This is a genomic window from Marinomonas ostreistagni, assembly GCF_016888445.1.
GTDB lineage: Bacteria > Pseudomonadota > Gammaproteobacteria > Pseudomonadales > Marinomonadaceae > Marinomonas > Marinomonas ostreistagni.
This window is the reverse complement of sequence record NZ_JAFEKF010000001.1, coordinates 776,360-802,081: the sequence shown is the minus strand read 5'-3', so window position 1 is coordinate 802,081 and position 25,722 is coordinate 776,360. Positions and strand designations below refer to the sequence as shown.

Below are 25,722 nucleotides of genomic sequence, written 5' to 3'. Positions count from 1 at the left end.
AAGAAATGATGATTGATCCTGCATTCAGTCAACGCATTAAATTGAAATTCAATAACGTCGATGCTGATAAGGTCGATTTGATAAAGGCGTCGTTGTCAGCACTAGAGGCACTGGATAAGTTTGAATGTAAGCCAGAGCAGGGCATCATAGCGTTTCGCTATGATGCCTCACAGGTTCACTTGGAAGACTGTTTTCGGGTATTAGAAGCACTGGATATTAAGCTACATAATACTTGGTGGTGGCGTTGGCGAGCTAAGTTGGCTTTGCAACTGGATGCTAATATCCGCGCAAACGCACGTCATGTGCCGCACTGTTGCGGCAAGCCTCCTAGTGGCCCGCGCCGCTGACAGGTGAAGGCTTGATGCCCATACGTGCAATATAAATCACCACAAAAATTCCAACAAAGGCTACGGCCGATGCTACGTAACCAATATTACCAAGGCCCACTTGCTCAATACTGATCGAACCGACCAAGGCTCCGGCGCCGATACCTAAATTGATAATGCCTGAGAACAGAGACATGATGATGTCTGAAGCACTGGTATCGATACTCAATACGCGAGCCTGCATCGCTAAACAGGTTAGGATCAGCGCTGCCCCCCAGATCACCGTAATAATCATAAGAGCTGTGTGTGAACTTAGCGCCTGCGCTAACGCCAACATACACAATGACATGCCAACCGCGCTACCGATCATCAAAGCATTACCGAATCGTTCACCCAAGTAACTAAATAGCGTACTGCCAATGATTCCAGCTAAACCAAAGGTCAACAGAATGACAGTAGTAAAGCTACTCGAAATGCCACCGAATTCCATCAGGAATGGCTCAATATAGCTGTAAGAACCGTAATGGGCAGTGAAGGCTAAAAAGACTGCAAAGTACATGATAAACAGAGGCTTATTAGTAAACACTGTTTTCACTTTGCCTTTTAAATCTCCGCGCGTAAGGCTTGGTAGCTTTGGTAACAGACGAAATACTGCAAAGGTAATGACCAGTGCTGCTAGACCAATCACTTCAAATGCCATACGCCAGCCCAGAGACTGACCAATCATGCGTCCTAGTGGCACCCCTAACACCATGGCCATGCCGGTACCCGTCGCCAAAACACTCAAGGCGAAGTTCATCTTTCCTGGCGGAGCGACACGGATCGCTATCGAGGCAGTAATTGACCAAAACACTGCGTGAGCAAACGCGACACCGATACGGCTGATCATCAAACTCTGAAAATCCCAAGCGATGGTTGAAAAGCCATGACTGATAATAAATACCGTACAGGTCACCAGCAGTAGCAACTTACGCTCCATGCGGCTGGTGATTAGCATCATAGGCAATGACATGACACCGACGATCCAAGCATAAATGGTGAGCATCCAACCTGTTTGTGACGGTGTAATACCAAAATCATTAGAGATATCCGAGAGCAGGCCGACCGGCACAAATTCAGAGGTATTGAAAATGAACGCACAAAAACCTAACGCTAAGACACGTAAATATTGGATGTAGCGTGGAGTATCGTCGGCGGGTGGCAATTGATTCATAAATGTTCCGAGTGATTAATGTGGCTCTGATTTGAGCGCTCTATTCTTCATGTATACGGTTACAATAAAAGGGCTAAATAAGAAACTATCATGTATTGCAAACGGTTGAGCAGCCAAACGAGCATATCAATTATGTTATGCTTTTATCTTAAGCTTTAACTGGTGCAGGTAGCCGTAGACCGTGGTGAATTTTGTCACAATTAGACAGCAGTTTCGTTTCAAAAGTATTGAAATTGGCCAATGGGTCACTCCCAAAGAGCGTGATCGTGCTGCCTACAACTTCTACCAAGCGCTGACTGATTTAATGGCGGTACTGAATGTACCAGAATCGGCTATTTCATTACGCGAGTCACTGGGGCTACAGTATGGCAAAGGCGGGCGCCCTGGAGTGTCAGCGCACTATGTACCCATGTTACGCAAGCTTTCCTTAGCCAAAAACGCGGGCGCCGGCAGCTTGGCCCATGAATGGTTTCATGCCTTTGATCATTATATGGGCGAGAAGATGTTCCCGATTGCCGATCGCATGCAGTTCGCGTCGAAGCTTTGGCTTAACGACTATCCCTATGGTTCTCATCCTCTTAATGAACTGTTAGCGCAATGCTTTGAAACCATCTTGTTATCTCACGATACAAAACAGCCCAGTGATATGTTTATCGCCTCTCAACAGACTGATGAAAGACTAGGGGTGTTGTATTATTCACGCCCCGAAGAAATGTGTGCACGAGCCTTTGAAGCCTTTGTCGAAGATACCGCACCCAATAGCCGCTTCTTGGTGCGTGGCAGTCGCTATTCACAAGAAGCGGAGTTAGGGTTGTATCCAAAAGGCAATCAACGCTTAGTCATCAATGAGATGTTCCAGCAGTATTTCTCGATGCTCGGAGCCGCACTGTATCGTGAACAAGAAAAGTTAGCCGCTCTTTAATTCGTCTCTAATCGGTTTCAGCCGTATCTTGTTCAGACTTATTACTGGAATAGATAAAGTACAAAGCCAAACCTAGGCAAACAATCGCAGCAATTCGTGTTGCTGAAAATGGCATTACCTCATTGCCAAGCCAACCAAAGTGATCCACGACCATGCTCATGGCCAACTGCCCAAAGATCACCGCGACCGTTGCTACAGCTGTCCCGATGCGCTGAACTGCCATGACCATAATGACGATATAAGGAACACCACAAAAGGCTCCTAAGAGTTGCCACTTGGGGACATCCATTAAGGTAACCGAATGGGCCGGCTCAAAATATAAAATGCAAAGACCGGTGATTAGAGCGCCGATCGAGAAGGTCAAAAATGCACAACGAAACACGCCCACTTTATTGCCCAGTTGACCATTAATTGCCGCTTGAACACTCAATAAAGCACCGCCTAACAGCGCCAGTGCAATCATAATAATTGTCATATATTTCTCCTACTGAGTAGCAACCAGCACTAAGGCAATGCTGATAAAAAACAAGGCCAAGACGCGTTTACGATCGACCTTACGTGCTGGCATGCCGAGTAAGCCATAATGATCGATGATCAAACTCTTAAGAATTTGTCCTGCCAATATGCCGATCATAGTAAGTGCTATGCCGATATAAGGTGTGACAATGGTGAGAATGATGACGTAACCAGGGCCAAGTACGCCCCCCAACAATTGCCAGCCCGGCTGCTTAAAAAATGATGGGCTATTTCGCGGGCTGAAAAATAACATCAGCAAAAAGGTTAGGGCGGCACCGACACCAAAGATGCTGAATGTCGCCCAAAAATGACCTACTTGCTGCCCTAAAGGCCCTAATATACCGGCCTCAATTGACAGGCCCATTCCGCCGATGATGGTGAGCAAAACCATGAGTAATTGCATGCTGGTGACTCCAATAAAATGAAGCGCGCATGATAGACTGGCCATTGATGCATAAAAACAGCAAAATAAAGAAAACACTTTTGCAGATACCGCATTAATGAATTCTCTAGACCAAATTGATCTGTACACATTACGTATTTTTGTCGCTGTATTTAGAACACTGAACTTTTCTACAGTCGCTAGGCGTGAAGGTGTATCGGCGTCAAAAATATCGCGAACCATTTCTCAGTTGGAAGACAGTTTAGGTGAACAGCTGTTCTATCGCAGTACACGTGCCATCGTTGCCACGGAAGCCGGCCATGTACTAATGCAGCATGCACAGACAGCTTTGTCAGAAATGAATCATGTACGTACCGAGCTTAATAACCGCAAAGCCGAGCCCACCGGATTAGTGCGCATCAATGCACCGGTGTTTTTTGGCCAAAATCACATCGCCCCTGGGTTAAAAGGATTGACGCAACGTTTTCCAAACCTAACCCTAGAGCTCATGCTGACAGACGACTTTATTGATCCCCACCAAGAAGGGGTTGATGTTACGTTTCGAATTGCGCATTTACTGGATTCAAGTCTGCATGCGCATATTTTTGCTGAGCAACACTACTATTTAGCGGCCGCACCGAGTTACCTAGCCCAACATGAGTTAATCAACACACCGGAGCAGCTACGCCAGCATCAGTGTCTCGTCTACAAAGGCAACGAGGGACCTAATCGCTGGTTGTGTAAACAACTGGAAAGCGAGTGGCAACAACTGCCAATTAAAGCGTTTTTAGCGTCTAATAATGCCGATACCTTGCTGCGATGCGCGTTGGATGGAATAGGGCTAGTGTTATTTCCAGACTGGCTGATAGGCCAACACTTGCATTCAGGTGCGCTTGTGAAAGTTCTGCCAGGCCACTTTTGGGCCATTAATCCCCAACAGCAGCATGTGGCTGCGATCTACCCAAATACTCGCCACTCATCCCGTCATTTGCGCGCGGTAATTGAGTATTTCTCGGACTATTTTGGCAAACCACCATATTGGCAACACTAGCGATACAGTAACTCTAGGACAATGACATGACGGATCTACTGCTTGTAACCTTTATTTTCTTACTTGCTGGCGTGATTTCTGTGCCGTTAGCGGCGCGCTTTTCAATGGGGTCAGTGCTTGGCTATCTATTAGCAGGAATCATCATAGGCCCTTTATTGAGCGCGCTCAATGTAGATGTAAAAGCTGTTCAGCATGTAGCGGAGTTTGGGGTTGTTATGATGTTGTTTTTGGTAGGCTTAGAGCTTGATCCGAAAGAATTATGGCAAATGAAAGGGCGCTTAATTGGCTTAGGTGGCGGACAAGTATTATTGACAACCTTAGCCATCGCCGGCTTAGCCATGTATTTTGAACTGGCGTGGCCAACTGCTTTAGCGGTAGGCATGGTGTTTGCCTTATCTTCTACAGCGATTGTGCTGCAAACACTAAGCGAAAAGGGATTATTGAAATCAGACGGTGGCAAAGCGTCCTTTTCAGTACTATTAAGCCAAGATATCTGCGTCATTCCAATGTTAATCCTTATGCCGCTATTGGCCCTGCCTCAACTGGGTGGCCAACAAGCAAGCGCATCACAAGAGAGCCAGCTAAGCTTAATTGCTGATCTAAATGATTGGCAAACAGCGCTGGTCACCATTGGTGCAGTCTTATCTGTCATTATTATCGGAAATTTTCTAACCCGTCCTATCTTTCGTTTTGTCGCTATGGCACGACTCAGAGAGCTGTTTACCACCACCGCTTTAATGTTTGTGATTGGTATTTCCTTGTTAATGTCGCTGGTAAACCTTTCGCCAGCACTGGGAACTTTTATAGCAGGGGTTGTATTGGCCAATTCAGCGTTTAAACATGAACTTGAAGCCAATATTGATCCAGTAAAAGGGCTGTTATTAGGTCTTTTCTTTATGACAGTTGGGGCCAGCATCGACTTTGCATTATTGGCAGATCAATACCTGGTTATCTTACAGTTGGTAGGCTTGTTATTAGCGGTCAAGATGCTAGTACTTTGGTTGCTAGGTGCTGTATTTGGTGTCAAAGGCAGTGATCGTTGGTTGCTAGCACTGGGGCTTGCACAAGCCGGTGAGTTTGCCTTTGTTTTATTATCGTTTACGGTTGCCAACAATGTCATCCCAGCAGATCTTGCCGACACTTTGTTACTGGTGGTGGCCTTATCTATGTTGCTGTCGCCAGGGTTGTTTATCGTTTGGGAAAAGATTTTTGCACGATTGTTTTACGCGAAACAACAGCGCGCAAATGATGAAATAGACAGTGCAGCGAAAATCATAGTCGCAGGCTCAGGTCGAATGGGCGGCATGGTGGATCTAATGCTACGTACAGCGGGTTATGAGACCACCGTAGTGGATTACAGCATTGAACGGTTACAGGAACTAGAATCGTTTAAGGTGCGTACATATTTTGGTGATGCCACGCAGCCAAGCTTACTACAGGCAGCAGGTATAGACGATGCGCAATTATTGATCGTGGCGTTAGATGATGCCGAGCAGATTTCAAAGTTAGTGCGGCATGTCATTAAAGCGCATCCACATGTACATATCGTGGCGAGAGCCGTGAATCGCTACCATGTGTACGATTTATATGCTGAAGGCTGTCATGACATTATTAGCGAAGTATACGATTCATCGTTGCGTATGGGTCGTACAGCGTATGAAGCCTTAGGTATTAGTCATGACGCAGCCGAACAAATGAAAAACGCGTTTCAACGTGATGATCGAGCCGCGATGCATAAAGCTGCCAGTGCGTATCGCACGGACGTGCCAGCGCATCAAAACAATGAGTACATTGATCAAGTCCTGAAGCTGTTTGAAACACAGCATCCAAAGACCAAAGCCGAGATGCACCAGATTAAAATGGCAGACGAAGCAGAGCGCTCAAATAAATATAGATAGTTGACAGCAAACAACAATAGTCGGGTGCAGTCACAAACACAGCCAGATAAAACGATCGACGATAGACAACGTTGAAGTTAGATAAAAACACTCAAAACGGGGCTAATTCTGAATATTTCACTATTTCCGATAATAACATTTATCGGAAATATCAGACCTCTTTCTGTGTTGCTAAAGCCTTGCGTCGTCTGGCTTTGAGCATCTTGGTGATCTTTATTCACATTTCGCGATATCAGTTATTGTGAGCTTAGTTTCAACGCTGTGTTAGTAAGCCGCCTTTTATCTGCGGCTTAAGTTTCTAACACGACATTCGTTTTGCGCTACGATTCAAACAGCTCTGCGTGCATGAATGGCGATAACGCTAAGATCAACGCCTGCATATACACAGACTCACGCGTTTCTAAATGGTTGGTGAATACACCAATTGCGCCGCCTTTTTGGCGAATATTATGATCATTAAATAAATCATCCATCACATGTGCTAATTCCTCGCCATCTTCTAGACGCTGGTACACACTCATGGGTATCGGTAAATTGGCACTTCGTCCCGTGATCATCTTGCCTTGACTGTCGCGGATCGTTACAAAGGCAAACGTCGCTGGCCCTTCAGCAAATAAATGTACGCCACCTTCCATCGCTACGTAATAATCAAACGCTTGTTTTTTATCTTGCTGCGCACAATGACTGGCGCGATTCTGTGAGCCAAGTTTTGTTTCGTCTTCGCTCATTGGTTGCTCCGCTACACCTGACGGCGCGTGACTTTGTTCACAATGAATGGCTCGATCTGGAAAAGCTTTACTAAAGGCTTTAATGGCTGCACCGTGCTTGACGGGATTGTTTGAACCGACCTGTATACGAATAACTGTTTCTGACATTTTGCCTCCTTTTAAACGAAAAAAGCCGCTAGATAGCGGCTTTTATAAAGATTTAGCTTACTCAGCTAGGCCTTTGATGATCGGTGTTGGACACTCCACATCGGCATTTTGGCCACGGTGACGCAGCAAATGATCGATCAGAGTCAATGCCAGCATAGCTTCTGCGATCGGTGTCGCACGAATGCCCACACAAGGATCATGACGCCCTTTTGTAATCACATCAATCTCGTTGCCCTGGCGATCAATACTCTTGCCAGGTACAGTGATACTTGATGTTGGTTTTAATGCCATGTGTACGACGATATCTTGGCCTGAAGATAAACCACCCACGACGCCACCAGCATGATTACTCAAGAAGCCTGCTGGTGTCATCTCATCACGGTGCTGACTGCCCTTTTGTTCGATCACATCAAAGCCATCACCAATCTCCACACCCTTGACTGCGTTAATACCCATCATGGCTTTGGCAATATCCGCATCAAGGCGATCAAAGACTGGCTCACCAAGACCAGGCATGACGTTTTTTGCCACCACTGTAATCTTAGCACCCACCGAGTCGCCTTCACGACGTAGATTGGTCATGTACTCTTCAAGCTCTGGAATCGCATCTGGATCAGGGCTAAAAAAGGCATTGTCATAGACTTGGCTCAAATCTTTGGTTTCAAGCTTGATTGGCCCTAATTGTGACAAAAAGCCCTGAATTTCAATTCCGTAGCGTTGCTTTAGCCACTTTTTAGCAATCGCACCAGCGGCCACACGCATGGCCGTTTCACGCGCTGAAGAACGACCGCCACCGCGATAATCACGGAAGCCAAACTTCTGGTCGTAGACATAATCAGCGTGCGCTGGACGGAACGTATCTTTGATATTGCCATAGTCTTTTGAGCGTTGATCGGTGTTGCGGATCAACAAACCAATTGGCGTGCCTGTTGTCTTGCCTTCAAATACGCCGGAAAGAATTTCCACCTCATCAGCTTCACGACGCTGAGTCGTGTGTTTAGACGTACCAGGCTTACGCAGGTCTAGATCACGCTGCAAGTCCGCTTCTGTTAATTCAAGCCCTGGTGGGCAACCATCAACGATCGCGCCCAGTGCTAAACCGTGGCTTTCACCAAATGTGGTGACTGTAAATAAACTACCAAATGTATTGCCAGCCATTGTTGTGTTTACTCTTGTGTTAAGTGCTTTAATTCGTCTTTTGTGAGTACGAAAACGCCGTTGCCACCGTTCTCAAGTTCAACCCACATAAAAGGCGTGTCTGGGTACGCTTCTTGAAGCGCAATTTCTGAATTCCCTACTTCGTACACGACGATACCATTATCGTGTAGATGGTTGGCCGCTTGTGCCAGAAATGCACGGGTGAAATCTAAGCCGTCATCGCCAGATGTCAGTGCTAATTGTGGCTCATTATGAAATTCAGCCGGTGCCGTCTGATAGTCATCAGCATCCACATAAGGCGGATTGCAAATAATCAGATCGTATTGTTTGCCTGCTAAGCCGTTAAACATATCAGAGTGGATCGCGGTCACACGATCCTCAACGTCATGCATGGCGATATTTTCTTGGGCGACGTCCAAAGCGGCATCACTGATGTCAGTAATATCAACCTGCGCATCTTCAAATGTTAAGGCCGCAGCAATCCCCAAACAACCACTACCGGTACACATGTCCAAAATATTAACTGGATACTGTTGTAACCAAGGTTGAAACTCATTTTCTAACAAAGCCATGATCGGCGAACGTGGAATCAAGGTATCTTTAGTAACCTTGAAAGGTAAACCCATAAACCACGCTTCACCAAGTATATACGGCAATGGCTCACGATCTTTAATGCGACGATCCACATATTTCAAAATGCGTTTCTTTTCATCGTTAGCCAAGCGGCTACTTAAGTGCTCGACAGGAAAATCCAGTGGTAAGGCTAATGCGCCCAAGACCAACTGAACCGCTTCGTCCCAGGCATTGTCGGTGCCATGACCGTAGAAAATATCGGATTTGCGAAAACGCGAGTAAGTCCAGCGAATGAAGTCTTGGATACTCTGCAAATCTCTTAAAGCGGATTGATGTTTACTCATGACACTCTATCTTATTGGAAAGTCGCTCATTATAACGAGAATTACCAGCGGACTCTATGAATCGGCCTGGTTCTTAGGAAGGGATTGGGCGATTTCCTGCAAATCTATAATAGCTCGGGCTAGCATTTGCTGTTGGTTGTCGTTTTGTTGTTCTGACAGACGCTCCACTTGTTGCTGAGCTTGATTTAGTGCTTCTTGCAGCATCAAAATCTGTTTATCCTGTTTGGCCAAATCCACTTGTGCCTGATTGTATTGGGCATCGCGCTCTTGAAGGGTTCTTTGATTTTGCTCAAGCTGTGTTTCCAGCACACGATTACGTGCCAAGGCATGCTCGTAGCGTTCGCTCATGATTTGATAGTCTTGAGCGAGCTGTTGCTTTTCTTGGTCACGCTCGCTTAGTTCAAACTGTACTCTTTCCAAGTCGTCACTAACTTGGGCATAGACTTCACTCATTGCATCCGAGCGCCCTTCCAAAGCTTGTTGTCTAAGCGCGAGTGAGTCTTCGTGCGCTTGAACTTTTTCATCCAGCACTTGGGTTAACGCTTGAACCACATCTCGCTCAAAACGCTTAAAACTCGGCGCTAAATTATCTTTAAGATCAGCAAGCTCACTTTCTTGTTGCTCACGATAGCGCTCTTCCCAGTCATTGATACCATTTAGCAAGGTCGTATTAGAACAAGCGCGCCCATCCAGTTGCTGAAAATACGCACTTAACCGAGGAATGTTTGGAAACGTATTCTGCTCGATCAATTGCCAACAGGCATCAATGATTTCTTCTTTTGAGATGTTTGCTTTTCTTGCCATGGGTTAACGCTCGTGAGTTTATTTAAAATAATAAATAAATATTTTACGTTATTTATTTCTATTAAGCACTTTATCAATGCCCACTTGGGAAAGAAAAATAACTTCTAGCTGGCTGCTCTAGATTTTCTAGCGCATCTATCGCTACTTTATAACCAAGATCGATCAGCTCTTTTGATCGCCAGAACTCATAAAAAGTACAGGCATCCTTGGGGATAGAAATCAAAAGATCAGGTGGGTAGCCTGCAATTTTGTATTGAGTCAGCGATTCTTGCATGGTTTCAAACATCATGTTGATGGTTTGAACTCGGCCCCAACTTTGTGGGTCATAACGCTTAACTGGCTCAAGTGATGTTTTGTCTTCCACTTCCGCAGGCTCATCAGAGTCTTTATCACGGGCAAAGAAACCTTTTAGATTTTGCCACCATTCGACTTCTTTCTGTTGCACGATAAAATTATTTTCCGGCAGGTTTTCTGCGGGGCCGTTTAGGTCAACAGCAATAATGTAGTCAGCCCCTGCAGACACGGTAGGGATAATTGGTAAAGGATTTAGCACACCACCATCGACGTAGACTCGACCATCGATTTCGACTGGGGCGACAATTGACGGTACCGCTGATGACGCTCGCATGGCTTGCAGTAAGCTGCCTTTTTGAAACCAGAATTCTTTTTGGCTTAAAATATCCACGCCTACCGCGGTAAAAGGTAGGGGTAGCGTTTCAATTTTTTGATCGCCCATTAGCGCTTCAATCACCTGAAAATAACGATCACCACGGATATAACCGCCCATTAGCACGGCCATATCTAAAAGCTTAAGTACATGAAACTTATCCAGTGCTTCAGCCCACTGCTGATACTCTTTCAGTTTGCCACTTAAATAAATGCCGCCAATGATCGCCCCGATAGAACACCCGGAGACGGAGACTATTTTGTAGCCTTTTTCTAATACTGCATTAATAACACCGATGTGCGCATGACCGCGTGCGGCACCACTCCCTAGCACCAGAGAGACTGTTTTTTGAGCCATGTGACTATCTCATTGTTTCTCGATTCGGACAAAAATAACCCGATGAGAACCATAAGCCGGATCACCCATATTGGCAAGATTTATGAAGCGAATTGACTCACGCTCGGCTGGATTTAAGCCCGCACGAATCGCTTCAATATAGCGATCACCCGTGGCAACAGCATTCACATCACCTGCCTCACTCGTCACGAATCCCACTACAGAAGTCAGCTCGCCAAAATCATTCAAGGCACGTCGGATGCGTGGAATATCCGTCGCACTTAACTGAGCTAAGATATCGATATTGCTATCATTACCTGCGGGAACCACTTCATCTAGGCGCACCATGACATCACCCGCCCCGCGACGATTAATATATAGTACCCAATAGTGGTTGCTGGCATCCTTTGTGACCAACAATGATTGATTGGCGTCGGCCCCGTAAAGCAGATAATCGTTGAAAAAATTATTGGCCCAAGCATTTGAACTGCCACAGGCACGGCTTTGGCACTCAAACAAAATTTGATTATCGTTAATGTTCATTACTGCGTCGCGATAGAAGGTATTCACCGCATCCAAAGGAACATTACGGCCGATTTTGTAAAGCGTTTGATAACTGGTACCTTCGATTAGCTCAACCTGTTCAGGTTCCCAGCCACGACCGGAGCGATAAATTTTCGATAGCGGCACTTCAATGTAGGCATTCTCGACAGGCTCACTCTTGATAATTTGAGCGCCGCGAAAGGTTGGCACTTCAGTTGCTGCAGCATAAGCGCCTGAAGTCATAATGAATAAGGATGACAGAACAGCCCCGAAGGATTTATACATGAGCAACACTCCTTAGCCTGTGATTATTTTAATTTTGGTCGATAAATTGCCTAATTTCCTGTGCAACCTGTAAAGATGTGTCTGGCTCTAGATGAAAATGATGATTGCCAGGTAACCATTCAAGCGTTAAGCCTTTGAATGCAGCGACCGATTGTTGGACCTCTTGCAACGCATTTTGAAAGATCCCTTGCTTGGCTAACAGCAATAAGGTCGGGCATTGGATCTCATCGATATAGGCTGTTACGGCGGCATCGTCCATACGAAAGGGAGATGGATAGCTCAGCTTTTGATCGGCTCGCCAAGACCACTCGCCCCCAACGCAATCGGCACCGCGCTCTACCAATGGCTTGGCCGCCGCATAACTCAATTTGGTAAAACCCTGCATGCGTGCCTCAATAAGAGCCGCTTGAGTCGTATACTGAGCACTTCTAGCAGCGCGTTGCTTAAGCATTTTCTGTATCGCTCGACGCATCGTTTTAACCCGCTCATGAGGCTGAGCGGTCGCTGGGCCAAGGCTGTCTAAAACGATTAAGCCGCGGACCTTTTCAGGCGCTAACGCCGCCACCAACATTGCCACACCTCCGCCCATGCTATGACCCATCAACCACACTGGCTGCTGTGACTGCTGCAACAGACTGATAACATCTAACGCGTAGTCCCACATATGGTAAAAACTGCCCGGCGGGCGATGCTGCGACCTACCATGCCCCGCTAAGTCTAAAGCGGTGACATCATACTCTTTGAAATTGGGCGCGAGATGGCAGAAGCTGGCAGCATTATCAAGCCAGCCATGCAGTAGCAAAATTGGTTGCGCATCGTCTTTACCACTGAGCCACTGGAGCGCCGCAAGCTTAGTGTGACCTAAACAATAAGTCGTTTCTTGTGGCATGGTTACTCACTATGGTCAATGGGGTCAAAACTAAGGTTCTATCGACCATCTAAATTGACAGCAAGCCGTGGCATAAAGTTCCCCTTCGAGAGCAGCAAGGGTTGCCGTCATCATTTGGAAGCGCGCAGGCAGCGGCTCGTCCGCCAGCAAATCGACCAATTGATAGGCGAAAGGTTGATGTGTCACTAAAAGAATGGATTCGTAAGGTTGTTCGTTCAACCAAAGAGCAACGTCTAGCTCTTTACCACTTGGGGTAATTTGATCAAGTGTCTGCGGGGCCATTTGAGAGCCCAGCACCTTAAGAAATTCATCGGCGGTTTGTTGAGCCCGTAAAAACGGGCTCACAAAAATTGCGTCAAAGTCCTCACCAAGCTCGGCAAACTTTTCAGCAGTGCTTCGTACTTCGTCAAAACCCTGCTCCGTTAGCGCTCGCTCAGAGTCATGTTCATAGCCAAAAGGCTGTGCATTACCATGACGCAATACGTAAAGACGCTTAGTCTTCACGCTTGTTGCCTTGAGGCCAAGATTGGAATGGAAATGGTTTTTCCTCAGTATTGAATGCCAAGAAAGAAATCGTTTGCTTGATGAAACCACCAACAGACGTTAGCCAAGTGTCAAGGGTCGGCACGTCGCATGTGCATACTAAACGAACCGCGGCGCCGATGATGACCAAAAAGCCAAATACAGTCAGTGCGATGTTAAGCAAGCCCCAATAGATCAACATAAACAGCATTCTGATCCAAAAGTCTTGATTTGCGTATCCAGGTTTATTCATACTTCTTTTACTCCAGCAGTTGCAAACTCTACATCCCACTTTTGTTCACCTGTCATCAGGCTTCCAATCAGAGATTCCAAGCTCGCTTTGTCAAAAATCAGTTTGTAAAGGCCCGTTGCAAGAGGCATATAAAGACCATGCTTATTGGCTTCTTCAACCACCATTCGCAGAGTATTCACACCTTCTGCAACTTCACCAATCGACCCGACTGCTTTTTCTAAATCTTCACCAGAACCGATCGCAAAACCAACTCGGTAGTTACGACTAAGAGGTGAAGAACATGTAGCGATCAAGTCACCCATGCCGGCCAATCCCAAAAAGGTCATTGGATTGGCACCAAAGTGCACAGCAAAGCGACTCATCTCAGCCAAGCTTCGAGTCATGATCATTGCCATTGTGTTCTCACCCACTTTCATCGCTTTGGCAAGGCCACACACAATAGCGTAGATGTTCTTCAGTGCTCCGGCCAGCTCGACCCCAGCACTGTCTTTGTTTTCATAGACGCGAAAGGTACGCGACTTAAGCAGCTCAATAACGGTTGCCCGCAAATCGTCATCATCACTGGCGATCACCGAACCGGTTAATTGCCCTGCCGCTATTTCTTTAGCAAGGTTTGGACCGCTGAGTACACCAATTCGTTCCGTTACACCGTTGCGTCGCAGAATGTCGCTCATCAACTCAAAACGATTGGGGTTAAAGCCCTTGGTGGTACTGATCAGCACTTTTTCTGGTGTCAGCAGTGGACGAATACGCTCAACGACTTGCTCAAAAGATTTTGATGGAATCGACACAAAAATGGTGTCACTAGCACGAATCGCTGCTTCAAGATTATTGGTTGCCAACAGCTCTTGATGCAAAGGCGCATTAGGCAAATAACGGCTATTGAGGCCTGTTAAGTTGATTTCTTCAACCTGCTCCTCATTACGCATCCATTGGCTAACTTGGTGCCCGTTATTGGCCATAATGTTGGCCAGCGCTGTACCAAAACTACCACCACCAAGTACACAAACTGATTGCTTATCCATTTCTCTTTCGGCCTTATATCTAGGAAGAACAACTGACAGCTAGATCACGACCCCAATCAGGAGCTCGCTGCGCCAATGATTCACTCTCTGGGTGCTCATCAAATGGGCTTTCTAACACATTTAATAACTCTTTAAGAGGTATATAGTTGCCAGACTCAGCCGATTCAATAGCTTGATGAGCTAAATAGTTTCTAAGTACAAATTTTGGATTCGTGCGTAGCACCTGCGTCTTAACGGTGGCTTGATCTCTTCCGTCGTTTCGAATGGACCAATAATAATTAAGCCAGTCCGCCAGTGCTTTTCTATCTACGACTTCATCCAATAGGGTTTCCTGCTTATTTTCGTCGTGTTTGCTCAACAATCTGAAAAATAGCGTAAAATCCAGTTTCTCACGACGCATCAAACTGTAAAGAGGTTCTAACAATGCCTCTGCTTGTGCAGCGTCTTGAATACCAAGTTTGGCGGCCATCAACTCATTATAATGCTGCTGTAAACATGGCTCGTAATGCTTCAACACCTCAATCAGCTCATCACGACTTAGATGATTAGAAAACGCATGCATTAGACAGTTCAAATTCCATAGGCCAATGCCTGGTTGGCGATGAAACGCATAACGACCTTCATAATCAGAATGATTGCAGACCCAGGTGTCGTTGAAATCTTCCATAAAACCGTACGGGCCATAATCAATGGTTTCGCCAAGGATGGAAAAATTATCCGTGTTCATGACGCCGTGTTGAAATCCCACCGATTGCCATTGCGCGATCAGCCTCGCAGTGCGTTCCACAATTTCGATTAGCATGGCTTTGATGGGCTGCTCGTGGGATTTAAGATGGGCGAAGTAAGTATCAAGGCTGTAATCAATCAGTTGCTGCAGTTCAGCAAACTTCTTGTGCGCGAAGAAGTATTCAAAATGCCCAAAGCGGATGTGAGTGCGAGCGGTTCGAACCAATAAAGCTCCGGTCTCTGGTCGCTCACGATATACCGCCTGCTCACTGGTATACAAAGCCAGCGCTCGTGAAGTGGGGATACCCAAGCCATGCATATATTCGCTGGCTAGATATTCGCGGATACTAGAGCGCAAAACCGCGCGACCGTCGCCTTGACGGCTAAAGGGGGTTTGCCCTGCACCTTTAATATGAATATCGTGTAAACGCTGTTGCTGGTCGTACACTTCACCGAGCAACACGCCGCGACCATCGCCTAGGCGCGGCGTGAAGCCACCAAATTGGTGGCCGGCATACACCATGCTTAACGAATCATCGACACTGACCTCACCACTCAGCTGCTTGAGTGTTAAATCGTCGGTCAGGTCGATATTTAAGTCATCGGCTAGAGGTTGATTCACTTGCACCAATCGTTGCTTTAACAAGGGCTGAATCTGCGTATGCGCAAAAAATTCGTACCCTAATGTGGCGTAATTATGGTGTAGTTGCATGCATCCTCTATAAATATTGCTCGCTGATGTACTCGCAGCGGATAGATGTACCAATGGTGGCCTCGATTTCTGGCACCATAAACGAATCATCTTCGGTCGCAAAACTAATGGATTTACCTTTCTCACCGCCTCGACCTGTGCGACCAATGCGGTGCACATAGTCTTCAGGGTCTTCAGGTAAGGTATAGTTTACGACCAAATCAATGTTGTCGACATGAATACCACGACCAGCAACATCGGTTGCCACAAGCACTTGTACGCTGCCATCTTTGAATTTCGCTAAGGTCTTAACACGCTTATCTTGCGATACTTCACCGGACAAAATGGCACAGTTAATGTTAGCGCCCTTTAGCTTTTCGTAAAGATCTCGAGTTTCGTCACGACGGTTAGCGAAGATGATGGTACGTTGCGCATCATGCTCGTTAATCAGATGCTTCAAGATCGGCCATTTTTGCCCAGCTTCTACCGTATAAATCACCTGATCGATGTTTTTATTAGTGGTCTCTTTTGGCACCACAGACACTTCTTTAGGGAAGTATGTCCATTGGTTGGCTAACGCTTGAATGTCTTTAGGGAAAGTCGCACTGAACAGCATAGTCTGACGACGCTCTTTGTGTGGCGTCATGCGGATGATGCTTTTCACATCCGGAATAAAGCCCATCGACAGCATTCGATCGGCCTCGTCTAACACCAAGGCTTCAACTTTGTTCAGCATCACTTTTTTATTGCGCGCGAAATCCAGCAATCGTCCTGGAGTGGCTACGACAATATCGACATGTTCTGTTTCAAGCTGTGAGCGCTGCTTGTCATAGTTCATACCACCGACCAAAGACACAACATTTAAGTTGGTGTTTTTGGTTAGTTTGTCGGCTTCATCAGCAATTTGCAGCGCAAGTTCACGTGTCGGCGCAATCACCAATCCACGCGGGAAGTTATTCGCGCGCTGCTCGTCTGCTGGGTAATCTAAGAAGTCACTGACCATGGCAATCAAAAACGCCGCCGTTTTACCGGTGCCAGTTTGTGCTTGGCCAATTAGGTCGTAACCCTGCAACGTAGCAGGCAAGGTAGCCGCCTGAATTTCACTGCAGTACTCAAAACCCATTTCTTGGATAGATTTCATCACACGATCAGGAAGGTTTAGGTCGTGAAAACGCACCTTACCTTCTACTTCAGCAACCTTAAACTGCTTAATAGACCAAGCATCTCCACCCTTCTTCTCAGCTTTATTCGCTTTGTTTGCAGCAGGCTTGGCTTTTTCAGTAGCGGGAGCTTTTGTTTGCCCCTGCTCGTCCGCGTCTTTCACAGGTGCCTGATTGGCATTGGCAGCATTTGCATTAGCGCTGCTCTTATTGTGTTTACGGCGAGGTCTACGCTGACGTTTTGGCCCTTTCGATGATGGGCGCTCGGCTTCTTGCTGTTTTTCCATGAGGGAGTCTTTAATCTCTTTTGATTGAGTGTTTGAAACTGGACACCGAGTGTACCTAAATGGCTCAGTTTTATCACGTTTAAGTTTTAAATCTGCCGATATGGGGGCAAACTGTTTATCAATTGTGCACCGTAGCGCTTAGTTTTAAGCCGCTTATCTAATATGTGGATCTCACCTTCATCGTTTTCACTGCGCAGCAAACGTCCAGTTGCCTGCACTAGGCGCAGCGATGCATCTGGAATGGTGATCTCCATAAACGGATTGCCACCACGCTTTTGGATCCATTCTGCAAGTGTCGCCTCGACTGGATCATCAGGTACCGCAAATGGAATTTTGGCGATATATACTCGTGTCAGGTATTTGCCTGGTAAATCCACCCCTTCCGCAAAACTCGCCAGACCAAATAATAAGCTGCCCTTATCATTATCAATGGCATCTTTATGGCTATCTAGAATAATTCGTTTCGATTGCTCACCCTGCATTAACAAGATATCTTTGAGGCCATCTTTTAGCCCTAATGCCACCTCTTCCATCTGACGGCGAGACGAAAATAACACCAAAGACCCTAGAGTTGGATCGATCTTGTCATTGAAATAGCGAATCAACTCTTTGCTGTGAGCATCGGACTGATTAGGCTCCGCCTCCATCGCCGGTAGCACCAAGGTGCCTTTATTGGCAAAATCAAACGGGCTCATGACGCGTAGATATTCACTTTCACGAGGCACCCCTGAACGCATATTGAAACGATGGAATTCATTCAACGCCGTTAAGGTTGCCGAGGTCACGACCGCACCAAAACACTTATCCCAAAGTTGCATGCGCAAAGTATGGGCGGCAAGAATCGGTGAGCTACCCAACTCGATATCTTGCTCGAGCCCTTGGCCGATCACTAGCAGCCAGCGAGCATTAGGTGGGTATTTTTGATCATCAAGGGCTGAGTAAAGCTTCCAAAGCTCGGCGCAAGCCTCGAGTCGGCCAAGTATAACCCCTAAAATCGGGAGCCAGTTTTCAGCCGTATCCTCAGAAATGCCCATGCCTTCGTTCTGCTTGACCTTTTTACATTCATCTTGGATGGTCTCGACCTGGGTAAACAGTTTTTGATATGACATCGCCAAACTGTACGCCAGCTGTCGTAATTCATCCGGTATGACACCAAACTCAAAACGATGTTGGCGACTGTCATCATCAAGCCCTAAGCCCTGAATAAAAGGGGCTAAACCCTGCTGTACATATTGGATAAAGTTAATTGTACTTTGAATTTGCTGCGGAATTTTTAACAAAATTTGCCCAGTGGTACTGACTTCACTCGTCAGCTCTTGGCGCAAATTGATCAAGTTTTTATCAAGCTGCTTGAGCCAGCTAATACTCTGTTGCAGACGCACTTCGTGACGGAAGTGACCAATGGCTTTATCGGGCAGATGATGCCCTTCATCAAACACATAAATCGTTTCTTTGGGGTCTGATAGGATCGCTCCGCCACCCAACGATAAATCCGCTAACACTAAATCGTGGTTGGCAACGATCACATCAGCTGTTTCCAGCTCAGCACGGGCCTTAAAGAATGGGCACACAGAAAAGTTGGCACAGTTACGGTTGGTACATTGCTGATGGTCGGTGGTCAGGCGTCGCCAGTCTTGCTCGCGAATAATGCCTTCCCAATTATCTTTATCACCGTCCCATTTGCCATCACGCAACGCGTCATCCATCTCTTGGTAGAGTGCGGTGTTGACATCATCGGGCGTCAAATGTTGCTCAAACAAACCGGCGAACATATCTTCAGTGGCTTCTTCTTCCGCCCCAAGAAAGCTCTCTAGGTTGTTCATACACATGTAGCGACCACGACCTTTGGCCAAGGTATAGCGAAAGCTGTAATCGGTTTTTTCCAACAGGCTCGGCAGCTCTTTATGTAGTATCTGTTCTTGCAGGGCGACTGTGGCGGTTGAAATCACCAGCTTGACACCTTTGTCTTTAGCGATCGGAATCGCTGACAAACAATAGGACAAGGTCTTACCTGTACCGGTCCCCGCCTCGACAACCGCCACATGCTTTTCGCCTAAGCGCTCGCCCTCACTGCCTTGTTTAATATTGCCCAAGGTACGCGCAATGGTGGCGATCATATGCCGTTGCCCTACTCGTGCTTTATGACCTTTAGCCTCAAGGTAAGCACGGTAGGCGGTTTGAATTTGTGTTTTTATCGTGTCTGAAAGCATTTAATTGGTTGAGCAAATGGTTGATAGCTGTATATAATAACAGTAACTGTATAAACAAACAGATAGCATATGATTAAATTAACAAAAAGACAGTCCGACGTCCTTGAGACTATCCGCGAATTCATCGCTGAAACTGGATTCCCACCTACGCGTGCTGAGATTGCGGCACGCTTGGGCTTCAGATCCCCTAATGCGGCGGAAGAACATCTTAAAGCCTTATGCAAGAAAGGGGCAATCGAAATGCTATCGGGAGCCTCTCGTGGCATTCGTTTGATTGAGCAAGAGCCAGAGGTCGCCGCCAACGATGACGACGGCACTCTGCCAATTGTCGGCCGTGTTGCCGCTGGTTATCCGATCTTAGCGCAAGAAAACATCGAATCGCGCCTTAATGTCGCCGCAGAGATGTTTTCACCCAAAGCTGATTACTTACTTTCGGTAAACGGTATGAGCATGAAAAATGCGGGCATTTTTGATGGCGACTTGCTCGCTGTTCATAAAACCCATGCTGTGCGTAACGGCCAAATCGTAGTCGCTCGAATCGGCGACGAAGTAACCGTAAAGCGTTTTGAGCAAAAAGGCCGAGAAGTCCGCTTGATTCCTGAAAACGAAGACTTTAACGACATCATTGTTGATCTTGAAAGCGAAGATTTCGCCATCGAAGGTCTTTCAGTGGGCGTCATTCGTCGCGGCGTTTAACCAGCAGCAATCAAAATAAAGCGCCGAGCAGTCACCTGCACGGCGCTTTATTTGTGCTTAATTAAGGCTCAGTGCAAGATACGTGGCATGAACTCTTCATCATGTGCATCTTCATCAGACGCCATCATATCTTGAAAATCATCTGAGTAGACATAATCGATACCGGCGTGAAACATACATTTAGCCAGCTCAAAATACTTATCTTTGAGAAGATCTTTGGTGTCGTCAGAGATCTTGAGCGTCGCAATGGGGCTTTTATCTTCCTCTTCACCCGCTGGACGTAACACAATCTCTCCATTCTCGAGTTCTACAATTTCTAAATAGGTATCTTTCATCATTAATATTCTGCGGCGTCCTCGCGAGAGCGTAAGACCAACTCTACTAAAGAGTTTAAAATGAATTTAGTTGAAGCGGCGTCATCGGTGCCTTTGCCAATCAAGCTAGAGGCATCCGTAAAGGTCGTGGACTGTTTAGGCTGACACTCTAAAGCACTTTGAAAGCCACTGTAGAGCTGATTTAACCAAGAGTCCTTAGCCCCTTCAAGGGCGTGAAGCTCTTGCAAGGCTGGTACCACTACACCTTTATCGGAGCTGGAACTCATTAGCTCTGCAACACTTAAGCCAGCGTTAAGACCATACGCAGACTTAAGCTCTTGCAATAGCCCATTCAGCGCGCTGCGCAGCTGAAATAAAGCCGACGTTTCAAAGCTAGCATACATCCAGTCGAACTCTGGCTGCTCACCTTGAGCAAGTAGCCTGCGGGCGGCATCTAGCCGTTGATTGGTTATGCTAGCAGCACTTGTGGCTATCATTTCTTTTTCTTACCTGGGTCAACTTTCCACTGACCATCTACATAGAATGCTTTCCAGCCGGTTGGCTTACCTTCTACTTCGGTCATGATGTATTGCTCTTTGGTTTTACGGCTGTAGCGAATCACCGTTGGATTGCCAGCGTCATCAAATAAGGGTGCCGAATCAAAGTAATGATACTTAGGATCAATTTGCTCCATGTACGGCTTTAATTCTTTGACCAATGGTGGACGTGTCTCACGCTTACGTGGGAACTGGCTGGCCGCTAAGAATAGGCCCGTTGCGCCGTCACGTAGTACGTAATGGTCTTCCACCTTCTGACACTCAAGGTCAGGCATGGGTACTGGGTCCATTTTTGGTGGAGCCACTTCACCATTTTTCAGAAGCTTACGGGTATTTTTACAGTCTTCGTTGGTACAACCAAAGTACTTACCAAAGCGACCCGTTTTAAGCTGCATCTCTGAGCCACACTTATCACATTCGATCACTGGGCCATCATAACCTTTAAGCTTGAAGGTCCCTTGTTCTACCTCAAAGCCAGGGCAAGATGGATTGTTACCACAAACATGCAGTTTGCGCTGCTCATCCACTAAATAGCTGTCCATCGCGGAACTACAAATTGAACAACGACGCTTATTAATCAGCGCTTTAGACTCGCCTTCTTCGTCATCTACCGCCACGGCTTCATCACCACTCACCAAGTTAATAGTGGCTTTACAGCGTTCTTTTGGCGGTAATGCATAACCTGAGCAAGATAAGAAGACCCCTGTACTAGCGGTACGAATTTGCATCGGACGACCACAGGTCGGGCAAGGAATATCAGTCGGCGTGGGCTCATTGGGAGCCATACCGTCTTCTTCACTTTCTGCCTGATTAAGTGTTTGGCTGAAATCTTGATAGAAGTTATTAAGAACTTGGATCCAGTCCTTTTCACCTTCTGCAATATCATCAAGCTTCTCTTCCATTTGCGCAGTGAAGCTGTAATCCATTAAGTCGTCGAAGTTTGCCACCAAGCGATCGGTGACGATGTCACCCATCTTTTCAGCGTAAAAACGACGATTTTCAACGCGCACATAACCACGATCTTGAATCGTAGAAATAATCGACGCATAAGTAGATGGACGACCGATACCGCGTTTTTCAAGCTCTTTCACCAAGCTCGCCTCGCTGTAACGAGCTGGCGGCTTAGTAAAGTGTTGCTCAGGCTCAAGCGCAACGAGTGATAATACATCGCCGGTCTGCACTTCAGGCAAAATAGTGTCTTCAGCTTTTTTGCCAGTCGGTGTCATCACACGGGTGTAACCGTCGAAGCGCAAAATGCGCCCTTTCGCACGCAGCTCATACTCTCCAGCCATCACTGTCACGGTCGTCGACGTGTATTCGGCCGGCGTCATTTGACAGGCAATAAATTGATTGCGAATCAAGTCGTATAAACGGTGTGCATCCTTGTCCATGCCTTGCAGCATGTCTTGGGTGACTTCAACACTGGATGGACGAATCGCTTCGTGGGCTTCTTGTGCGCCTTCTTTACTAGAATAACGCAGCGCATCCTTTGGCAAGTATTTGTCACCAAAGTTGCTTTGAATATAGTCTCGAGCCGCCGCAACTGCTTCTTGACTCAAGTTGGTCGAGTCGGTACGCATGTAGGTGATGTAACCTGCCTCATAGAGGCGCTGCGCCAACATCATGGTTTTCTTAACGCCAAATCCCAAACGTGTACTAGCGGCTTGCTGTAAAGTCGACGTAATAAAAGGTGCCGAAGGCTTGGATTTGGTCGGTTTATCTTCGCGATTAGTGACCTTAAACGGCAACTGCTCAATGCGCTGAACATGCTCATCAGACTGCTCTTTTGAAGTCGGACGATATTCGTTGCCTTGGTATTTTACTGTAGCGAATGGAATATTGGTTTTATCTTCGGTTGCTAAGTTAGCATCCAGCTCCCAAAACTCTTCTGGGATAAAAGCACGAATTTCTTTCTCGCGCTCCACAATAAGGCGTACAGCGACCGACTGTACACGACCCGCTGATAAGCCACGTGCCACTTTAGCCCATAGCAAAGGCGACACCATAAAGCCCACGACACGGTCTAGGAAGCGACGCGCTTGTTGTGCGTTGACGCGATTCATGTCGAGCTCTGATGGCGTGTCAAACGCCGACGTAATCGCGCTCTTGGTAATTTCGTTAAATACCACACGTTTATAGCGATCATCATCACCGCCAATCGCTTCACGTAAATGCCAAGCGATGGCCTCACCCTCTCTATCCAAATCGGTTGCGAGATAGATGGTGTCAGCATTTTTGGCTAAGCGGCGTAGCTCATCAACAACTTTTTCTTTGCCTGGTAGAATCTCGTAATGGGCATCCCAGTTATGCTCAGGATCGACCCCCATACGATTGATCAGCTGCTTACGCGATTTAGTGCGCTTGTATTCAGCCTTTTCTTCTGGACTCATCTTACGCGTCAGTGCTGCCTGCTTGGCACGCTCCTGTGGCGTAGACGTAGATGTCGTACCAGTGGGTAGATCTCGGATGTGACCAACACTCGACTTCACGACATAGTCGTTGCCGAGGTATTTGTTAATTGTTTTCGCCTTAGCGGGCGATTCCACGATTACCAGAGATTTAGCCATTGAGTTGTTTGAGCCTTAAACTATTACTTTGAAAGATAAACATGCTTAGATTACGTTACGGGGCGCAGATATTAAGCAAAGCGCTAATATATGACAAGCAATCCCTTATAGTTTCGAACATTTCTATTGCCGAGTTCAGCATTTGCCCTTTAACATACTGAAATCATTTACAAAGGACAATCATGGCCACACTTCAGATTCTAACTATAGTCATTCTTTTCATAATCGTGTTGATTTCGGTTGTGGTAGGTTCGCGCGCCCATCAAAAAGAGCACGAAATAAAAGAACGCCGATTGAAGTACTTACAGCTACAAAATCGTGCTGACCGTATGGAGCAGCACATTGTTGGCTTAAAGCCCCTAAATACTGACACTATAGTAAGCGATGTATTTTACGATTTCTATCTTGAGAACTTACGTGAACTACTCCAGTATTCTGACGATCCCGAAAAAATCGAAGAACGCATCGCCAAGGCCGAACAAGAGCGTGAGGACGAACCTCAGCAGTTAAACCTTGAACCGGACGAAATGAGTTTTCATGAGAAAACCAAATACCGTGAGCGTCTCACCAAGGCTGCTAAAATGCTGCTTTATATGCGTCGCAAAGGCCGTATCAGCAACACCCACTATAAATTGTGTTACACCTACCTACGCTGGCTTAACCTTTGGATCCAACTGAATCGTCAAATTATTCAAGCCAACAAAAACTTCCATACTGGTGACATGCGCGTGGCACAAACGCTCTACAGTGTTATTCACTCACATTTAAAGTCTAACAATGTCGATCGACCCGAGAAGAAAGAACTCGAAAAGTTCGTTGATCAACGTATGCAGGAAATTATGGCCCCACAGATTATGGCCATCCAAGAAGCCGATGATCCAGAGGAAGCGCTAGCAGGTTTAGTGCATGCGATGGAAGATGACGCCAGCCAAGCACTGGATGGCGCAACCCCTACTAACGCAAACGAAAAAGGGCCTCAATAATTTGATTGGCCGCCTCAACCGTCTGCTCATCTCCTCGTTCCGTCCAAAATAAGCTTACGCCTTCGGGGCGCACTTCGATGGCCAGAAACACATCTTTGTGGCGCTGCAATAAATCTTTAGTGGTTTGCTCAAGATCAATAGAACGACTACTAAACCACCCATCACAGAGCGCTTCGTGCTTCCATACTTCGTGGGTATACAAGTTAGCAGCTGTGAAATCTTTTAACGGCTTCGCACGGTATTTGCGGTAGGCGCTGACACTGACCTTATTTGTCGTTTTGTCCCATTTGTCGGGCAAATCAACACTGGTTAGCTGCACCAAGATACCGTGCTTACGTGCTGCCATACGTAAATTCATTTTTTCGCGATCACGCCTCGATGGCTTGATCCAAAGCGCCGATCCCATCAAAGATAGGACAATAAATACTACTATTAATGCAGTCATTGCTTTACTCTTAAACTGTTAAATAAATGGAACCCAAAGAAGTGGAGGTGTCCCATGCCTTACCAACGTATTGTACTCGCAGTTGATCTAACGGATGAAAGTATCAAGGTCGCTAACAAAGCGGCTGCCATGTGCAAAGCTTTCAGTGGTCAGCTAGTCATCATTCACGTAATCGAGTCACTTAATTACGCCTACGGTGGTGATGTGCCAATTGATGTCAGCGATATTCAAGAGCAACTACAAACCACCGCTCAACAACGCATGGAAGTCTTGGTTGACCAGCTTGATATCCCTGTGGAATCCACCATTGTTACCCAGGGCGGCATCGAAAGCGAAATTCATCGAGTTGCAGAAGAAAACAATGCTGACCTGATTGTAGTGGGCAGCCACGGCCGCCACGGTCTAGCGCTACTGCTTGGCTCGACTGCCAACGGCGTTCTCCATGGCGCTCCTTGTGACGTGTTAGCTGTGCGCGTACACAAATCTGAGGCCTAGCATCTAGAC

The 25,722-nt window shown here is 46.6% G+C and carries 27 protein-coding genes; 7 read left to right on the top strand and 20 right to left on the bottom strand.

Translation table 11 applies throughout. The features are described from left to right. The first annotated feature begins 5 nt into the window (after positions 1 to 5). Positions 6 to 347 (top strand): hypothetical protein, encoded by a 342-nt coding sequence (locus tag JQX58_RS03835; protein ID WP_204145492.1) that lies wholly within the window; start codon positions 6 to 8, stop codon positions 345 to 347. Here JQX58_RS03835 and JQX58_RS03830 read toward each other — a convergent pair. Beyond that, positions 328 to 1,539, bottom strand: coding sequence for a sugar transporter (locus JQX58_RS03830; RefSeq protein ID WP_204145491.1), 1,212 nt, complete (start codon positions 1,537 to 1,539; stop codon positions 328 to 330). The genes JQX58_RS03835 and JQX58_RS03830 overlap by 20 nt on opposite strands. A 184-nt stretch (positions 1,540 to 1,723) precedes the next feature. On the opposite strand from JQX58_RS03830, the gene JQX58_RS15515 reads away from it, so the two are divergent. Next, complete coding sequence (locus JQX58_RS15515) at positions 1,724 to 2,461, top strand: CLCA_X family protein (protein ID WP_338040660.1); 738 nt, start codon at positions 1,724 to 1,726, stop codon at positions 2,459 to 2,461. Positions 2,462 to 2,468: 7 nt separating this feature from the next. Here JQX58_RS15515 and JQX58_RS03820 read toward each other — a convergent pair whose 3' ends face one another. Both JQX58_RS03820 and JQX58_RS03815 read right to left on the bottom strand, forming a co-directional pair. Next, positions 2,469 to 2,936, bottom strand: a complete 468-nt coding sequence (locus tag JQX58_RS03820; RefSeq protein ID WP_204145489.1) for a DMT family transporter — start codon at positions 2,934 to 2,936, stop codon at positions 2,469 to 2,471. Positions 2,937 to 2,945: 9 nt separating this feature from the next. Further along, complete coding sequence (locus JQX58_RS03815; RefSeq protein WP_204145488.1) at positions 2,946 to 3,380, bottom strand: DMT family transporter; 435 nt, start codon at positions 3,378 to 3,380, stop codon at positions 2,946 to 2,948. A 97-nt stretch (positions 3,381 to 3,477) separates the two neighbouring features. On the opposite strand from JQX58_RS03815, the gene JQX58_RS03810 reads away from it, so the two are divergent. Next, complete coding sequence (locus JQX58_RS03810; protein WP_204145487.1) at positions 3,478 to 4,410, top strand: LysR family transcriptional regulator; 933 nt, start codon at positions 3,478 to 3,480, stop codon at positions 4,408 to 4,410. A 26-nt stretch (positions 4,411 to 4,436) separates the two neighbouring features. Then, positions 4,437 to 6,308, top strand: a complete 1,872-nt coding sequence (locus tag JQX58_RS03805) for a cation:proton antiporter domain-containing protein (protein WP_204145486.1) — start codon at positions 4,437 to 4,439, stop codon at positions 6,306 to 6,308. A gap of 320 nt (positions 6,309 to 6,628) precedes the next feature. Here JQX58_RS03805 and yjjX read toward each other — a convergent pair whose 3' ends face one another. From yjjX to dinG, 13 genes are all read right to left on the bottom strand, one after another. Continuing rightward, complete coding sequence (gene yjjX / locus JQX58_RS03800) at positions 6,629 to 7,183, bottom strand: inosine/xanthosine triphosphatase (RefSeq protein ID WP_204145485.1); 555 nt, start codon at positions 7,181 to 7,183, stop codon at positions 6,629 to 6,631. 57 nt (positions 7,184 to 7,240) lie between these two features. Continuing rightward, a complete protein-coding gene (gene aroC / locus JQX58_RS03795; RefSeq protein ID WP_204145484.1) occupies positions 7,241 to 8,341 on the bottom strand; it encodes a chorismate synthase in 1,101 nt (366 codons plus the stop codon). An 8-nt stretch (positions 8,342 to 8,349) separates the two neighbouring features. Beyond that, positions 8,350 to 9,258, bottom strand: coding sequence for a 50S ribosomal protein L3 N(5)-glutamine methyltransferase (gene prmB / locus JQX58_RS03790; RefSeq protein WP_204145483.1), 909 nt, complete (start codon positions 9,256 to 9,258; stop codon positions 8,350 to 8,352). 54 nt (positions 9,259 to 9,312) lie between these two features. Further along, positions 9,313 to 10,062: a hypothetical protein gene (locus JQX58_RS03785; protein WP_204145482.1), complete on the bottom strand. Its 750-nt coding sequence runs from the start codon at positions 10,060 to 10,062 to the stop codon at positions 9,313 to 9,315. 73 nt (positions 10,063 to 10,135) lie between these two features. Further along, positions 10,136 to 11,086, bottom strand: a complete 951-nt coding sequence (locus tag JQX58_RS03780; RefSeq protein WP_204145481.1) for a patatin-like phospholipase family protein — start codon at positions 11,084 to 11,086, stop codon at positions 10,136 to 10,138. 9 nt (positions 11,087 to 11,095) lie between these two features. Then, positions 11,096 to 11,893 carry a DUF4892 domain-containing protein gene (locus tag JQX58_RS03775; RefSeq protein WP_204145480.1) on the bottom strand — a complete coding sequence of 266 codons (798 nt, stop codon included), beginning with the start codon at positions 11,891 to 11,893 and terminating at the stop codon, positions 11,096 to 11,098. 28 nt (positions 11,894 to 11,921) lie between these two features. Next, entirely contained in the window at positions 11,922 to 12,782 is an 861-nt protein-coding gene (locus tag JQX58_RS03770) for an alpha/beta fold hydrolase (RefSeq protein ID WP_204145479.1), read from the bottom strand. Between the two features lie 30 nt (positions 12,783 to 12,812). Next, positions 12,813 to 13,286, bottom strand: a complete 474-nt coding sequence (gene sixA / locus JQX58_RS03765; protein WP_204145478.1) for a phosphohistidine phosphatase SixA — start codon at positions 13,284 to 13,286, stop codon at positions 12,813 to 12,815. After that, entirely contained in the window at positions 13,276 to 13,557 is a 282-nt protein-coding gene (locus JQX58_RS03760; RefSeq protein ID WP_204145477.1) for a DUF4389 domain-containing protein, read from the bottom strand. The genes sixA and JQX58_RS03760 overlap by 11 nt, the downstream gene beginning before the upstream one ends. After that, a complete protein-coding gene (locus tag JQX58_RS03755; RefSeq protein ID WP_204145476.1) occupies positions 13,554 to 14,582 on the bottom strand; it encodes an NAD(P)H-dependent glycerol-3-phosphate dehydrogenase in 1,029 nt (342 codons plus the stop codon). Before JQX58_RS03755 ends, JQX58_RS03760 begins: the two co-directional genes overlap by 4 nt. Positions 14,583 to 14,601: 19 nt before the next feature. Then, a complete protein-coding gene (locus JQX58_RS03750) occupies positions 14,602 to 16,020 on the bottom strand; it encodes a protein adenylyltransferase SelO (RefSeq protein ID WP_204145475.1) in 1,419 nt (472 codons plus the stop codon). A gap of 7 nt (positions 16,021 to 16,027) precedes the next feature. After that, entirely contained in the window at positions 16,028 to 17,446 is a 1,419-nt protein-coding gene (locus tag JQX58_RS03745) for a DEAD/DEAH box helicase (protein WP_239090131.1), read from the bottom strand. 86 nt (positions 17,447 to 17,532) lie between these two features. After that, a complete protein-coding gene (gene dinG, locus JQX58_RS03740) occupies positions 17,533 to 19,656 on the bottom strand; it encodes an ATP-dependent DNA helicase DinG (RefSeq protein WP_204145474.1) in 2,124 nt (707 codons plus the stop codon). Positions 19,657 to 19,725: 69 nt separating this feature from the next. Here dinG and lexA point away from each other — a divergent pair, with 69 nt between their 5' ends. Beyond that, on the top strand, positions 19,726 to 20,352 hold the full coding sequence (gene lexA / locus JQX58_RS03735) for a transcriptional repressor LexA (protein WP_204145473.1): 627 nt from the start codon (positions 19,726 to 19,728) through the stop codon (positions 20,350 to 20,352). Positions 20,353 to 20,420: 68 nt separating this feature from the next. Here the strand turns inward: lexA and JQX58_RS03730 are convergent, their stop codons facing one another. The 3 genes from JQX58_RS03730 to topA are packed head-to-tail and all read right to left on the bottom strand — an operon-like array spanning position 20,421 to position 23,790. Continuing rightward, entirely contained in the window at positions 20,421 to 20,639 is a 219-nt protein-coding gene (locus JQX58_RS03730; protein WP_338040659.1) for a hypothetical protein, read from the bottom strand. A gap of 50 nt (positions 20,640 to 20,689) precedes the next feature. Continuing rightward, entirely contained in the window at positions 20,690 to 21,163 is a 474-nt protein-coding gene (locus JQX58_RS03725) for a DUF6586 family protein (RefSeq protein ID WP_204145472.1), read from the bottom strand. After that, positions 21,160 to 23,790, bottom strand: a complete 2,631-nt coding sequence (gene topA / locus JQX58_RS03720) for a type I DNA topoisomerase (protein ID WP_204145471.1) — start codon at positions 23,788 to 23,790, stop codon at positions 21,160 to 21,162. The genes JQX58_RS03725 and topA overlap by 4 nt, the downstream gene beginning before the upstream one ends. Before the next feature lie 293 nt (positions 23,791 to 24,083). On the opposite strand from topA, the gene JQX58_RS03715 reads away from it, so the two are divergent. Then, a complete protein-coding gene (locus tag JQX58_RS03715; RefSeq protein ID WP_239090130.1) occupies positions 24,084 to 24,773 on the top strand; it encodes a DNA topoisomerase I in 690 nt (229 codons plus the stop codon). Here the strand turns inward: JQX58_RS03715 and JQX58_RS03710 are convergent. Next, the gene (locus JQX58_RS03710; protein ID WP_204145470.1) at positions 24,745 to 25,218 is read right to left on the bottom strand and encodes a hypothetical protein; all 474 of its coding nucleotides are present in this window, start codon (positions 25,216 to 25,218) and stop codon (positions 24,745 to 24,747) included. The genes JQX58_RS03715 and JQX58_RS03710 overlap by 29 nt on opposite strands. Before the next feature lie 54 nt (positions 25,219 to 25,272). Here JQX58_RS03710 and JQX58_RS03705 point away from each other — a divergent pair, with 54 nt between their 5' ends. Next, complete coding sequence (locus tag JQX58_RS03705; RefSeq protein WP_204145469.1) at positions 25,273 to 25,713, top strand: universal stress protein; 441 nt, start codon at positions 25,273 to 25,275, stop codon at positions 25,711 to 25,713. Positions 25,714 to 25,722 lie beyond the last annotated feature (9 nt).